At 48.8% G+C, this 12,712-nt stretch carries 13 protein-coding genes; 6 read left to right on the top strand and 7 right to left on the bottom strand.

Annotated elements, in window-relative coordinates:
• Complete coding sequence (locus AACQ42_RS04970) at positions 1 to 2,331, bottom strand: Tex family protein (RefSeq protein ID WP_094166041.1); 2,331 nt, start codon at positions 2,329 to 2,331, stop codon at positions 1 to 3.
• A 343-nt stretch (positions 2,332 to 2,674) separates the two neighbouring features.
• Between AACQ42_RS04970 and greB the strand changes: the two genes are divergently transcribed.
• Positions 2,675 to 3,157 (top strand): transcription elongation factor GreB, encoded by a 483-nt coding sequence (gene greB / locus AACQ42_RS04965; protein WP_010319306.1) that lies wholly within the window; start codon positions 2,675 to 2,677, stop codon positions 3,155 to 3,157.
• Between the two features lie 48 nt (positions 3,158 to 3,205).
• On the opposite strand, the gene AACQ42_RS04960 is transcribed toward greB, so the two are convergent.
• The 3 genes from AACQ42_RS04960 to AACQ42_RS04955 are packed head-to-tail and all read right to left on the bottom strand — an operon-like array spanning position 3,206 to position 4,713.
• The gene (locus AACQ42_RS04960; protein WP_094166040.1) at positions 3,206 to 4,246 is read right to left on the bottom strand and encodes an AbrB family transcriptional regulator; all 1,041 of its coding nucleotides are present in this window, start codon (positions 4,244 to 4,246) and stop codon (positions 3,206 to 3,208) included.
• A gap of 11 nt (positions 4,247 to 4,257) precedes the next feature.
• Positions 4,258 to 4,356 carry an NUDIX domain-containing protein gene (locus AACQ42_RS17570; protein ID WP_369597158.1) on the bottom strand — a complete coding sequence of 33 codons (99 nt, stop codon included), beginning with the start codon at positions 4,354 to 4,356 and terminating at the stop codon, positions 4,258 to 4,260.
• Positions 4,357 to 4,362: 6 nt separating this feature from the next.
• Positions 4,363 to 4,713 carry a GlpM family protein gene (locus AACQ42_RS04955; protein WP_017048724.1) on the bottom strand — a complete coding sequence of 117 codons (351 nt, stop codon included), beginning with the start codon at positions 4,711 to 4,713 and terminating at the stop codon, positions 4,363 to 4,365.
• 181 nt (positions 4,714 to 4,894) lie between these two features.
• Here AACQ42_RS04955 and AACQ42_RS04950 point away from each other — a divergent pair, with 181 nt between their 5' ends.
• Complete coding sequence (locus tag AACQ42_RS04950) at positions 4,895 to 5,659, top strand: tRNA (adenine(22)-N(1))-methyltransferase (RefSeq protein WP_176429704.1); 765 nt, start codon at positions 4,895 to 4,897, stop codon at positions 5,657 to 5,659.
• Positions 5,643 to 6,575, top strand: a complete 933-nt coding sequence (locus tag AACQ42_RS04945; protein ID WP_094166038.1) for a LysR family transcriptional regulator — start codon at positions 5,643 to 5,645, stop codon at positions 6,573 to 6,575. Before AACQ42_RS04950 ends, AACQ42_RS04945 begins: the two co-directional genes overlap by 17 nt.
• Positions 6,576 to 6,582: 7 nt before the next feature.
• Here AACQ42_RS04945 and AACQ42_RS04940 read toward each other — a convergent pair whose 3' ends face one another.
• Both AACQ42_RS04940 and nfsB read right to left on the bottom strand, forming a co-directional pair.
• On the bottom strand, positions 6,583 to 6,873 hold the full coding sequence (locus AACQ42_RS04940) for a putative quinol monooxygenase (protein WP_013855414.1): 291 nt from the start codon (positions 6,871 to 6,873) through the stop codon (positions 6,583 to 6,585).
• 3 nt (positions 6,874 to 6,876) lie between these two features.
• Positions 6,877 to 7,530 carry an oxygen-insensitive NAD(P)H nitroreductase gene (nfsB, locus tag AACQ42_RS04935; protein WP_088731492.1) on the bottom strand — a complete coding sequence of 218 codons (654 nt, stop codon included), beginning with the start codon at positions 7,528 to 7,530 and terminating at the stop codon, positions 6,877 to 6,879.
• 282 nt (positions 7,531 to 7,812) lie between these two features.
• Between nfsB and AACQ42_RS04930 the strand changes: the two genes are divergently transcribed.
• The 3 genes from AACQ42_RS04930 (at position 7,813) to envZ (ending at position 11,055) form a co-directional block, all read left to right on the top strand.
• Positions 7,813 to 8,799 carry a DUF3187 family protein gene (locus tag AACQ42_RS04930; RefSeq protein ID WP_094166037.1) on the top strand — a complete coding sequence of 329 codons (987 nt, stop codon included), beginning with the start codon at positions 7,813 to 7,815 and terminating at the stop codon, positions 8,797 to 8,799.
• A 151-nt stretch (positions 8,800 to 8,950) separates the two neighbouring features.
• Positions 8,951 to 9,670 carry an osmolarity response regulator transcription factor OmpR gene (ompR, locus tag AACQ42_RS04925; RefSeq protein ID WP_010319303.1) on the top strand — a complete coding sequence of 240 codons (720 nt, stop codon included), beginning with the start codon at positions 8,951 to 8,953 and terminating at the stop codon, positions 9,668 to 9,670.
• A gap of 80 nt (positions 9,671 to 9,750) precedes the next feature.
• On the top strand, positions 9,751 to 11,055 hold the full coding sequence (envZ, locus tag AACQ42_RS04920; RefSeq protein ID WP_094166036.1) for a two-component system sensor histidine kinase EnvZ: 1,305 nt from the start codon (positions 9,751 to 9,753) through the stop codon (positions 11,053 to 11,055).
• 103 nt (positions 11,056 to 11,158) lie between these two features.
• Here the strand turns inward: envZ and AACQ42_RS04915 are convergent, their stop codons facing one another.
• On the bottom strand, positions 11,159 to 12,553 hold the full coding sequence (locus AACQ42_RS04915) for a uracil-xanthine permease family protein (RefSeq protein WP_017045710.1): 1,395 nt from the start codon (positions 12,551 to 12,553) through the stop codon (positions 11,159 to 11,161).
• Positions 12,554 to 12,712 lie beyond the last annotated feature (159 nt).

The raw sequence follows: 12,712 nt of genomic DNA, 5'->3' as shown, positions 1-12,712 counted from the left end.
CTATTTTTTCGCTTTAGCAAAGGCGGCGGCGAAAGCTCCACCCATTGCCGCGTTTTGTTGTGGCTCTTCACGACGGCGTTGCGGTTGGCCACTGTTTTGATGCGAACGCGTGTTGCCACTTGTTGCGCCAGAGCGTTGGCTGTGGTTATCTTGCCCCGGCTCATCGTTTAAGCGCATCGAGAGTGCAATGCGTTTTCGCTGTACATCGACTTCCATCACTTTGACTTTGACTATGTCGCCCGCTTTCACCACTTCACGCGGGTCGGCAATGAAACGATCAGTCAACGCAGAGATATGCACTAAGCCATCTTGGTGAACGCCAATGTCGACAAAAGCACCAAAGTTGGCCACATTCGATACCACGCCTTCCAAAATCATCCCAATTTCCAGATCTTTCATTTCAGTCACGCCGTCAGCAAAGGTCGCGGTCTTAAACTCAGGGCGTGGATCGCGGCCCGGTTTATCGAGCTCTTTGATGATGTCAGTGACAGTCGGTAGGCCAAAATGCTCGTCGGTGTAATCGACGGCGTGTAAATTGCGCAAAAATTCACTATTGCCGATCAGTGCTTTGATCTCTTTGCTGTTTTTTTCGGCGATGGCTTTCACCACTGGATACGCTTCTGGGTGAACCGAAGAGGCATCGAGTGGATTTTTTCCATCCATAATGCGTAAGAAGCCCGCACATTGCTCAAATGCTTTTGGCCCTAAGCGCGCGACTTTTTTCAGTGTAGCGCGTGAGGCGAAGCGTCCATTTTCATCCCGATAATCAACGATGTTTTGCGCCAGTGCGTTAGACAAGCCAGCCACGCGTGTTAACAGCGCGGCAGAGGCAGTATTCACATCCACGCCTACCGCGTTGACGCAGTCTTCAACAATCGCATCTAAGCGTTTGGCGAGCATCGACTGGCTGACATCGTGTTGGTATTGGCCCACACCGATCGATTTCGGATCGATTTTCACCAGCTCGGCAAGTGGGTCTTGCAGGCGGCGAGCAATCGACACCGCGCCGCGTAGCGACACATCCATATTGGGGAACTCTTTGGCTGCCAGTTCAGAGGCTGAATAGACCGAGGCCCCCGCTTCGCTGACAATGATTTTCTGCACTTTCAGGTTGCCGCGCTTAATGACATCGGCGACAAAAGTATCGGTTTCGCGCGATGCGGTACCGTTGCCAATCGCAATCAAATCGACGTTAAATTGGCGTACCAACTGCTCAACAATTTTCGCTGATTTGTCATGTTGGTTATGCGGCTGATGCGGATAAATCGTCTCGGTCGCCAGTACCTTACCCGTGGCGTCCACTACCGCAATTTTCGAACCCGTTCGCAAACCAGGATCTAAGCCGAGAGTGGCGCGTGGGCCAGCCGGTGCGGCCATCAACAAATCTTTTAAGTTGGTGGCAAACACTTCAATCGCTTCGATTTCGGCACGCTCTTTCATTGTGCCCATCAGTTCGGTTTCCATGTGCATTGATACTTTAATGCGCCACGCCCAACTGATCACTTGCTTGCGCCACCCATCGGCAGGGGCGCTGCTTAAGTGAATGCCATAGTGTTGCGCAATCAGCGTTTCGCAATACGATTGGCGCACGCCCTCTTCTTGCTCTGGGTCGGCATTCATGCTCAAGCTTAAAAAGCCTTCATTGCGGCCGCGAAGCATGGCCAATGCGCGGTGTGAAGGCACTTTACTGAGCGTTTCATTATGCGCGAAGTAATCTTTAAATTTCTCCCCTGCTTGCTCTTTGCCTTCGACCACGCGAGAGACCAATTCGGCACTGCGCGTCAAATGGCGGCGCACTTTGTCCAGCAGGTTGGCATCTTCAGCAATGCGTTCCATGATAATGGCGCGTGCACCGTCCAGTGCTGCTTTGATATCACTGATCCCTTTCTCGGTGTTCACATAGTGTGCGGCCTCGGTTTCAGGGTCGGTTTGCGCTTCATTCCACAGCTTGTCTGCCAGGGGTTCAAGCCCTGCTTCAATCGCAATTTGACCTTTAGTACGACGCTTAGGTTTGTAGGGCAAATAGAGATCTTCAAGGCGAGTTTTACTATCTGCTTGGTTGATCTCTTGTGCTAGCTCAGCGCTGAGCTTGCCTTGTTCTTGAATCGATTTCAGAATGGTTTGGCGGCGATCATCGAGTTCGCGCAGATAGGATAAACGGCTGTCTAAGGTACGCAGTTGGGTGTCGTCTAGCCCACCCGTGACCTCTTTACGGTAACGGGCGATAAAAGGAACGGTGTTTCCGTCATCAATAAGTGTGACAGTCGCTGTCACTTGCTCAAGACGCACATTTAGCTCTTGTGCGATCAATTTGCAGATAGCTTGGCTCATCCGTGGTTTCTCTTTTGTAGTTCAGTAGCACCACCACTCAGGGTGGTTTGAATAGGGTAACTATTGGGGCACGTTAGACTTATTTCTAGTCTAACGGCACGCTGTTATGAGATTAGTGAGATAACCTTCTACCCGATTGTGCCAAAGAGGTCACGTAACGCGTGTGATTTTGATGTCATTTTTCAGCCTTGGCAGCGCTAAAACCGAAGATGAGTTTGGTGGCTAAAGATAAGTTCAGTCAGTTGGTGGCGAGCGAAAATGACAGTATAGTAGCAAGCCATCGTGATGAATGTATAACCCGCGGCTACCTTGAATGTGCGGCGCTGTGTAATGGGAAAAGATCTTGAAGACCAAACTGATTACCCGTGAGGGCTACAATAAATTAAAGGCAGAGCATGACCATCTTTGGCATGAAAAACGGCCAGAAATTACCAAAATAGTCACTTGGGCTGCTGGCCTCGGGGATCGCTCTGAAAACGCAGACTACACCTTTAATAAGCGTTTACTGCGCCAAATTGATCGCCGAATTCGTTTTTTGAGAAAATTTTTACCGGAAGTGACGATAGTTGATTATTCGCCTCAACAAGAGGGGAAAGTGTTTTTCGGTGCTTGGGTGGAAATTGAAAATGAAGCGGGTGATGTAAAGCGCTTTCGCATTGTGGGTCCAGAAGAGATTTACGGTGACGCGAAAGATTACATCTCCATCGATTCACCGATGGCGCGTGCTCTGCTGAAAAAAGAGGTTGATGACGAGGTGCAAGTGCCCACGCCCACCGGTATCAAAGAGTGGTTTATTAACTCGATTGAGTATGAAAAAGGGCAGTGAACGGAGTATTCGGTTCAAAATATTCCTCGGTCGCTCATTTTTCTCGCCTCACTTGCTTCGCAACGCCTCTAACGGCTTTTTCAACACGGCGGGTAGCGAGTAGAGCAGCAGTAGCCGTAGGGCGTGGTTGATCATCACAAACGCGGGTTCCATGCCCAGCAGTAGGGCGACGGCGGTCATCGCTTCTACGCTGCCGGGGACCCAAGCTAAAAGTAATACCACCCAAGATTTATCCAGCAGTAACGCAAACAAGCCAGACACGGCGACGGCGACCAGCAGACCAATCAGTGTAACCATCACACCTGCGCGCGAATAAGCCATGGCTTCGCGCAATGTGGTATCGGCAAGGCGTGCGCCAATCAAAATACCCAGCAGTGCGGTGGCGAATACCACCATCCATGTTGGAAGTTGTAGCGTAATGCCTGTCGAAAAACTATTGAAACTGGCCGTGACCAGCAGTGCCGCCAACATATATGGCGCGGGAATGCCGAGCAAGGTCGAGCCTTTGCCCAGTAGTAGACTAAGCAGCGCAAGCGCAAAGAAAATCAACCACGCGTAAATCGTTAAACTGCTCTCAACGGGGGCAACGTCGGGCGTGCTATTGGAGATAAAAAGAGCCAGTAACGTGAGGATCATCAAGCGCACCGAGTGCGAATAAACCACTTTGGTTGAAGGAGTCTGGCTTGATTCGCTGATCACCAAAATCGCTGCCATCGCGCCCGGTACCGCACCGAGTAGAGATTCAAACGGTGACCAACCTTCTCTTTTGCGGAGCCAAAGAAAGCTGCTGGCGATCTGCAAGCTTAAGCAGCAAACCAAACCGATAATCACCGGTAGGGTTAAGGTTTCGCCCAGTTGACTTAAACTGATGGTCGCCCCAACGCTGATGCCGAGCACAATTTGCACCGTCAACAATAACCCGTTAGGAACGCGAATGGATAAGAGGCGTTTTTTATGCAGCACAATGACTAAAGCTGCGGCAATAAACATTTCAGAAAGCGGAATGGCGAGCAGGCTTCCCACACTCGCCGCAACAGCTGCGATCACCACAATGTGAATAAACAGAGTAAAAGAAGCTCTTTCGAACATTATGTCTTTCCTTAATAAATTGTGCAGCGTAAATGCCATCGTTCCTCTAGCACTTCACGTTGTAGTGCTTGCGTTTGGCTTTCTCCCATATCGATATGACCGTCGGGGATGATGATTTAGGCCATCGCAGGGTTTAAACGTGTCCAGCTTACTAACAATAATGCAGCGAATGCCAACCACACCAAAGTGGCACATACCAGTGTACTGGTGAGAGGTAGCCAATAACTGAAGTAGTATACTGCCAACAGGTATGCCGCATACGGGATAAGCGAGTAAAGGCCAAACAACGCGGTGGTGCGCAGGTCTTCCATCGTGCGTTCGGTGCCGACAATGTAATGCGCAATCAGAGCGAAGGTAGGAAACAGAGGAACAAGACCAGCAATAAAAAAGCTTTTGCTTTTAGAGAGCAGGGCGATGATCAACACGGCAAGCGCACCAAGCAGGCACTTGAAAAACAGAGCTGCCATGACATTTCCTTTTGTCAGAATAGATTAAGTGTTGCTCACTATAAATCACTGACAGGTTAACTAGAAATGTTCATTGATGGGTTTGTTATTTTCTCTGCAACATTTCTTCAAATCCAAGTAAAATGGCCGCCACTCTTTTTATTCGGCGGCGTGTTGTATCATGCGGCTTGGTTGGGCAAAGATGAAATTAGGAAAACGGCTCACGCAGTTAGTACAGCAGATCAACCGCCACTACGATCATATTTGGGATTGCTGCTGCGATCACGGTTTGCTTGGCGCGGCGTTACTGAAGCGCTGTCCAAATAGTGTGGTGCATTTTGTAGATATTGTGCCAGCGTTGATTGAAAAGGTGACGCTTGATTTAACGCGCTATTTCCCTGCAACGGCGGCGTTACCGCGCTGGCGTACACATTGCCTTGATGTGCGCGATTTACCGCTTGATAGCCATTCTGGCTCGCATCTACTGATCATCGCTAGGGTTGGCGGTGATTTAATGAGTGAATTCATTGCCGCGCTGGTTGAGCGTTACCCGCATCGCTCGTTCGATTTTATGCTTTGTCCTGTGCATCACGGCTACACCTTACGTGAACAGTTGATGACACTGGGCGCGAGATTACAACAGGAACAACTGGTGGAAGAGAATCGGCGTATCTACGAGCTGCTGAACGTGCAGATTCATCCGCCTGCAGTACGAGGCAAAGAACCAAAATTACCACCCCTTAGTTTGGTTGGCGAATCGATCTGGCAAGTGACCAATGATGAGCAAAAAATGATTGCCCAGCGTTATCTGACGCAATTGCAACAGCATTATCAGCGTAAAGCGCAAGGCGGTGATGTTAGCGCGCAAAAGTGTTGGCAAGCCTATCAGCCGATTAATATCACTTGTCGTGGAAATTTTTGCGATGGAAATAGCCCAATAGGCGGAGAATATGAAAGCACTCAATGATCTGAACTTGTTTGTCGAAACCGCACGCCAAGGCAGTTTTTCTAAGGCGGCCAACAGCGTATCGCTGACCACGGCCGCGGTCAGTGCCGCCATTCGCCGCTTAGAAGAGCAGGTGCAGTTTCCGCTCTTTGTCCGCTCGACACGTCATATGCGCTTAACCCAAGAGGGGGAGATTTTCCTCGCCAAAACTCAGACAGCCCTTGCCACGTTGCAAGAAGGGCTCGATCAGATAGCATGCGCGCGCGGTCAACTAGCGGGGAAGCTGCACCTCTGTGCCCCTTCGGATTTGGGGCGCAATTTACTGCTGGATTGGATCGATGAATTTATTGCCTTGCACCCGAACGTCATCGTTAAACTGGATCTCTCTGATCGCTTAGCGGATATGTATGCTCACCCGATGGATATTGCGATTCGTTATGGCCATCCTGCTGATTCCAATTTGGTTGCAATGCCGCTGTGTGAATCAAACGAGCGCGTGTTGTGCGCCTCGCCAGAATATTTGGCAACGCATCCACCTATCCTCCATCCTGACGATCTGCAACATCACAATTGTCTTTGTTACATGTTGGCCGACACGCTGCATAATAAGTGGGTTTTGAGCCGAGAGGGCGAAACGCAAAGTGTGGTAGTGCAAGGAAACCCCGCATGCAACGATGGTGACGTGGTACATCGATTGGCTGTTAAAGGCAAAGGCATTGCCAATAAGTCATTAATGGATATCAGTCAGGATATTATTGATGGGCGCTTAGTACGTATTTTACCGCAATGGGAAAGTGGGCCAGTGCCAATTTATATCGTGTGCGCAGATCGACGTTTGATCACCCCAACCATTCGCGCTTTTCAGGAATTTATTCGTGGAAAAGGCTGCCAGCAACGACAAGCGGCACTGACAGCCATCAAACAGCGTGAGAGTTAATCCCGCATTAGCCAACAAACGTTAGCGGGCGGATTTGTAGGTATTCCAATGCCTCTTGCTCGCTAAGCTGTTGTTGAAAGTGCTGAAAATGCGCACTCTGTTGGTGTTGTTGCAAGCTCTCCTCTGAGCACCAAATCTCCTGCATCAAGAATAACCCGTCAATCGAGTTATCACGATAGAGCTCATATTGGCAGCAGCCTGTTTCGTTGCGGCTCGGTTCAAGCAGCGCTTCAAGCATAGCTTGCACTCGCTCTATTGAGTCGGGAAGGGCTTTGATTTCGGCTAATAAGTGGATCATGGCTTATAACTCAGTAAAGACGGTTTGCTCTGGCCAGCGAGATTTCGGCAGCTTGGCGTTGAAATCTTCTTCGCTGTGGTAACCGAGCGGTACAATCACTAAGCTGGTGAACCCTTTTTCAGTCAGGCCAAATTCTTGGTTGAGCACCTCGGCATCAAACCCTTCAATGGGGACAGCATCAATGCCCATCGCAGCCGCTCCGAGCAGCAGTGTTCCAACATTTAAATAAACTTGTTTTTGCATCCAGTGTTCGGCGTCATTGAGCGTTTCTCGATGCAAGTTAACAAAATAGCTGCGTCCGCCGTGCATGCCTGTTTTCGCTTCTTCATTGGCAAAGCGGCCATCTTTCTCTTCGTTTTCCAGCAGCGTCAATAAGTAGTTATCATCAATATCGGTTTTGGCGCAAAACACCATCACGTGAGACGCATCCAAAATTTTGCGTTCGTTAAAGGAAAATTGACCTTGCGCCGCTTTGGCGATACGCGTTTTGCCTTCCTCGCTAGCCGCCAAAATAAAATGCCAAGGCTGCGAATTGACGCTAGAGGCGCTCATGCGTACCAGTTCTTTAATATCAGCGACTTGCTGTTCAGTCAGTTTACGGTTGGTGTCAAACGCTTTGGTGGAATAGCGCGCTTGCGATGCTTGAACAATATTCATTTTTCCCTCCTAGGGAAGATAACATTCGAGATGGCGCTAAGATAACGGACTGAGTCCAAACAAGAAACCGCCTCTTACTTAATTCATTTTCAAAAAAAATTTGATAATCCGAATTTGAAAACGCCCTAGCTTGCGGAAAAAGTTAGCACTATCTCATGATATTTCTGAATTAGCGCATACACTTAATGTGTACGGTAGATCATCATTAAGGGATATGGTCACTCACTAAGCGTTAATGATTGTCTAATATATTCAAAAGGTTGCTTTGGCCGGAGAGTATGCATGACGGAGTGTAAGTGCATTTGTTGGTTTATTCTCTTTTCTCTTCCCATCCACTCGGCGTGGGCGGATATTGACTACGGGCCTGCGCAAAGCTATGTGCAATCGCCACTGCATACCAATAGCCTTTCTGCACAACTTCGCTCCGGCTTTTCGATGCAAGAGGAAGAAGTGGAGCTCTATACCAGCGCGACTATCGCCAGCATTTGGGCGATCACGCCTGACTATACGCTGGATTATTACCAGAATCAGATAGCGATGGGCGGTAAATGGCAGCTCTCTTCTAAGTGGCAGGCTGAGCTTAATTATCGTTGGAACTTTGCTGCCAATAATCATTTAGATGGCTTAACACTCGCTTTTCATGACTGGTTTGGCATTGATCAAAATGGGCGTGAGGATGTCGATAACGATCGCTTCATCATTCAAATGCCAGAGTACGGCATTGATCAGGAAGCGTTCCGAGGCGAGACATTGAGCCGTGCGTTGACCAGTTATTTACAGTACCAGCTGGTGGATAAGTCTCATCACGGTTTGTCATTGGGAGTTTCACTCTATTACAACGATCCACACCATGGAATATTCAACCTATCCGAGTTTGAACAAGCGGTGCAGCTTAATTATGGCTACCGAAGAGGTAAGCATGCACTTGATACGCTGTTGGCTATCACCTTTCGCAACCCGACCAATGTACCAGGCCAAACACAGTATCATTCGAGTACTTGGTCGATGGGTACCAGTTATCGATATCAGTGGTTAGAACGCCATTATCTGATTGGGCAGGTCTCATTCTATCAAGGCCTTTCAACGGGGGAGGATGACTTTTCTAAACCATCGACCGAGTTTATTTTGGGGTATCGTTATCAAATGAGCCATTCAGCGATTGAAGTTACTGTGGTCGAAAATATGTTTAATGCCAACAACAGCACCGATATTGCCTTTGGTTTAGGCTATCGCTATCGTTTTGGCCGCTTTGATAAAGAGCCGAACTGACAAACGATGTCATCCGCTTAGTGTCTAACAACGAAGCGCGACAAAAGACATAAACGTTAACAATTCTTTGCATGATTTTAGCCGCAACGGTGTTACATTTTACTCGCTCGGTTTGATATTGGCTGAAGCTCAGAATTAGGTGGGATCTCAGATGCAAGAAAACTATAAAATTTTAGTGGTGGATGATGATGCGCGTTTACGTGCATTGCTTGAGCGTTACTTGTCAGAGCAAGGTTTTCTGGTGCGTAGTGTCGCCAATAGCGAACAGATGGATCGCCTGCTCACTCGTGAAAACTTCCACTTAATGGTGCTTGATTTGATGTTACCGGGTGAAGATGGTTTGTCTATTTGCCGCCGCTTGCGTAACGCCAATAACATGTTGCCGATTTTAATGCTGACCGCCAAAGGCGACGAAGTGGATCGTATTGTTGGCTTGGAGGTGGGTGCGGATGATTACCTGCCCAAACCGTTTAACCCGCGTGAACTACTGGCGCGAATCAAAGCCGTGCTACGCCGCCAAGTGATTGAAGCCCCCGGCGCGCCAAGTGCTGAAGAATCGGTGGTTGAGTTTGGTGAGTTTCGCCTGAATTTAGGTACCCGAGAAATGTTCCGTGGCGATGAGCCGATGCCGCTCACTTCCGGTGAATTTGCCGTATTGAAGACCTTAGTCACCAATGCGCGTGAGCCAATGTCGCGCGATAAGTTGATGAATATGGCAAGAGGGCGTGAATACTCCGCAATGGAGCGCTCGATTGATGTACAAATCTCGCGTTTACGTCGCATGCTTGAAGTGGATCCAAGCAAACCACGCTACATACAAACGGTGTGGGGCTTAGGTTACGTCTTCGTTCCAGATGGTAAAGAGTCTTAAATTTCAATCAGCTCCTGTCGGTTAACCCACAGGAGCTTTTTTGTCGCCTTTTTGATAGTACGTTCATAGCGGGTTTTCCTATGCGCATTCGCAGTTCCTTTACTCAATCGATTTTGCTCTTCTTTTCATTGCTGATCGCCAGCCAAGTGTATTCTTATTACGCCGTATTTAACTATGCTTTGATGCCCAGTTTGCAGCAGTTCAATAAGATTTTGGGCCATGAGATCAACTTAATGCTGGACGATGCGGCGAATAATACATCGAAGCTGGGAATGGACGCCTTACAGCGCCGCCGAGTGTTAGAACAATTGGGCGTCACCATTCATAGTGAAGAGAGTGAGATGGCCCAAGAGTATCACGATGCCATCAGCATTGATTTGATGAGCGAGGAGATGAGCAATGAGCTCGGCTCGCCGACCGATGTGCGGATGATTTTGGGTAAAGAGAGTTATATTTTATGGATGAAAGTGGACTCTTTTCCAGGGTCATTAATACGCATCCCTCTCTCTGAGCTGCAAAAAGAGGATTTTGCGCCACTATTTCACAATAGTTTGGTGATGGCGTTACTGATCGTCTTAGGGGGATGGCTGTTTATTCGTCTACAAAATCGTCCCTTAATTGCCTTAGAAAAAGCCGCCAAAGCCGTTGGCCGAGGCGAGAACCCGCCCCCATTGCCGCTCAAAGGCGCTTCTGAAATTCGTGCGGTGACGTTGGCGTTTAATCAAATGTCGAAAGGGATCCAAGCGCTTGAAGAGGATCGCTCATTATTGATGGCGGGGATTAGCCACGACTTACGTACACCGCTGACTCGTATTCGCTTAGCTACGGAAATGATGTCTCCAGAAGAGAGTTATCTAGCCGAAGGGATCATCAGTGATACGGAAGAGTGTAACGAGATCATCAGTCAGTTTATGGACTACCTTAAACCCGTCAATAAACAGACCTTTACCGCCGTTGATCTCAATGAGATCGCCAATGATGTCGCCACTGCCGAAGGGGGCTACGAGATCAAAATCGATGCCGCGCTGCATTTACCAATGCAGCCAGCCTTTGGCAATGCGATCGCCATTAAACGCGCGGTGAGCAACTTAGTGGTGAACGCCATTCGTTATGGCAATGGTTGGGTTAAGGTGAGCACGGGCAGTACCGCAGATAACAAAATGGCTTGGGTTTGTGTGGAGGATAATGGCCCGGGTATTGATCCTAGCCAAGTGAGTAAAGTGTTTGAACCTTTTACGCGTGGTGATACCGCGCGCGGCAGTGAAGGCACAGGGCTTGGTTTGGCGATAGTGAAACGGATTGTTAGCCAGCATCATGGCAGCGTTGTGGTGAGTAACCGCAGTGAAGGTGGACTCAAAGCGCAACTGAGCTTCCCGACCAAATAGGGGCTTATTCACTAAATAAAACAATGGGCTCAGTTGAGCCCATTGTTTTTGCGGTTGATGCCCTTTCGGCGACTGACCGACGTTTTTGGGCCCATCCATGCAATCAGTTGGTTTTGATCTCTTCGAGTTCTTCTTCTTCGCGTGGCAATTTTTCTGGTAGTAGCAAGTTGAGCAAAATGGCGGTGATACCGCCAGCCGCTACGCCGGATGAAAAAATGCTCTTAATGAACTCGGGCATAAATTGCAGAATCTCTGGCTTTTGCGCAATGCCTAACCCCATCGAAAACGACAGTGCCATGATTAAAATCGCGCGGCGGTCGAGATCCACACGGGAAATAATACGCACACCCGCGGCTGCAATGGTGCCGAACATGACGATGGTTGCACCGCCAAGTACCGGTTCAGGAATCAATTGTACAAAGCTTGCCACGCCTGGGAACAGGCCGAGCAACACCAACATGGCGGAAATAAAGTAACCCACATAACGGCTGGCAACCCCGGTGAGCATAATTACGCCATTGTTTTGGCTAAAGGTCGAGTTGGGAAAACTGTTAAAGACCGCCGCCAGCGCGGAGTTCAAACCATCAGCCAGCACACCACCTTTAATACGCTTCATGTAAATCGGCCCTTTGACAGGCTCGCCCGACACTTCAGAAGTGGCGGTGATATCACCAATCGCTTCCAATGCGGTGATCAAGAAAATCAGTACCAGAGGAATAAAGAGTGACCAATCAAAACCTAAACCAAACTGCATAGGTATTGGTAGGGCAATCAGGGCAGTTTCACTCAGTGAATCAGTGTTCACCATCCCCATCAAGTAGGCCATGATATAACCGACGAACATCGCAATCACAATCGATGCTACGCGAATGTATGGGTTACTTGAGCGGTTGAGCAGCACGATAAGTCCAAGCACGGTTCCCGCCAATGCCAGTTTGTCTAAGCTGCCAAAAGTGCCATCGCTGAGCGCAGCATAGCCGCCACCCATAGAAACTAAACCAACTTGTACCAGTGTTAAGCCTATCAGGGTAACCACAATGCCCGACACCAGCGGCGTGATCACGCGGCGCGCGTATTGCAGCACTCGTGATAATAGGATTTCAGCAAAAGAGGCGACTAAAATGGTGCCAAAGATCGCCGCCATCATAGTGCTTATATCTGCACCACCCGCTTTTAATGACAAGCCTGCGCCAATAATTGGCCCAAGAAAGTTAAAACTAGTGCCTTGGATAGAAAGTAAACCGGAGCCAATCGGGCCAATGGTGCGGATCTGGATAAAGGAGGATAAGCCAGATGCAAACAGCGACATGCTGATGATGGTGTTAGTCTGTTCGGCAGAAACACCAAGTGTTTGGCAAATAATAAGCGAAGGGGTGATGACCGCAACAAACATGGCTAGCAAATGTTGTAAAGCGGCGAAAATGGTTTGGGGTAGCGGTGGCCTATCGTTGAGTTGATAAACCAAATCAGACTTACGCGAAGCGTTGTGGATAGTCATACTGTTTTCCTAATGGTGCGTTGTTGTCTTAGCGTTCGCTGAGTGGGAGCACTAAGTGGAGCAGACACGTCATCTGTGATTGCTGTTAATCAGAATCTGCTCGGACTGGATAAGTGAGTAGTTCACTAAAAAAAATTGGCGAAATTATAGAGGGTTTAC

Origin of the sequence: Vibrio sp. V12_P9A6T4, assembly GCF_963874835.1 — a bacterium.
GTDB classification, from domain to species: domain Bacteria; phylum Pseudomonadota; class Gammaproteobacteria; order Enterobacterales; family Vibrionaceae; genus Vibrio; species Vibrio anguillarum.
The sequence above is the reverse complement of the archived record's forward strand: the minus strand, read 5'-3'. Positions and strand labels throughout refer to the sequence as shown.

What these genes read in the sequence shown, in the direction of transcription:
- AACQ42_RS04970 (WP_094166041.1), bottom strand. Translation starts at nt 2,331, where the DNA reads ATGAGCCAAGCTATCTGCAAATTGATCGCACAAGAGCTAAATGTGCGT.
- AACQ42_RS04960 (WP_094166040.1), bottom strand. Translation starts at nt 4,246, where the DNA reads ATGTTCGAAAGAGCTTCTTTTACTCTGTTTATTCACATTGTGGTGATC.
- AACQ42_RS04955 (WP_017048724.1), bottom strand. Translation starts at nt 4,713, where the DNA reads ATGGCAGCTCTGTTTTTCAAGTGCCTGCTTGGTGCGCTTGCCGTGTTG.
- AACQ42_RS04950 (WP_176429704.1), top strand. Translation starts at nt 4,895, where the DNA reads ATGAAATTAGGAAAACGGCTCACGCAGTTAGTACAGCAGATCAACCGC.
- AACQ42_RS04945 (WP_094166038.1), top strand. Translation starts at nt 5,643, where the DNA reads ATGAAAGCACTCAATGATCTGAACTTGTTTGTCGAAACCGCACGCCAA.
- AACQ42_RS04940 (WP_013855414.1), bottom strand. Translation starts at nt 6,873, where the DNA reads ATGATCCACTTATTAGCCGAAATCAAAGCCCTTCCCGACTCAATAGAG.
- nfsB (WP_088731492.1), bottom strand. Translation starts at nt 7,530, where the DNA reads ATGAATATTGTTCAAGCATCGCAAGCGCGCTATTCCACCAAAGCGTTT.
- AACQ42_RS04930 (WP_094166037.1), top strand. Translation starts at nt 7,813, where the DNA reads ATGACGGAGTGTAAGTGCATTTGTTGGTTTATTCTCTTTTCTCTTCCC.
- ompR (WP_010319303.1), top strand. Translation starts at nt 8,951, where the DNA reads ATGCAAGAAAACTATAAAATTTTAGTGGTGGATGATGATGCGCGTTTA.
- envZ (WP_094166036.1), top strand. Translation starts at nt 9,751, where the DNA reads ATGCGCATTCGCAGTTCCTTTACTCAATCGATTTTGCTCTTCTTTTCA.
- AACQ42_RS04915 (WP_017045710.1), bottom strand. Translation starts at nt 12,553, where the DNA reads ATGACTATCCACAACGCTTCGCGTAAGTCTGATTTGGTTTATCAACTC.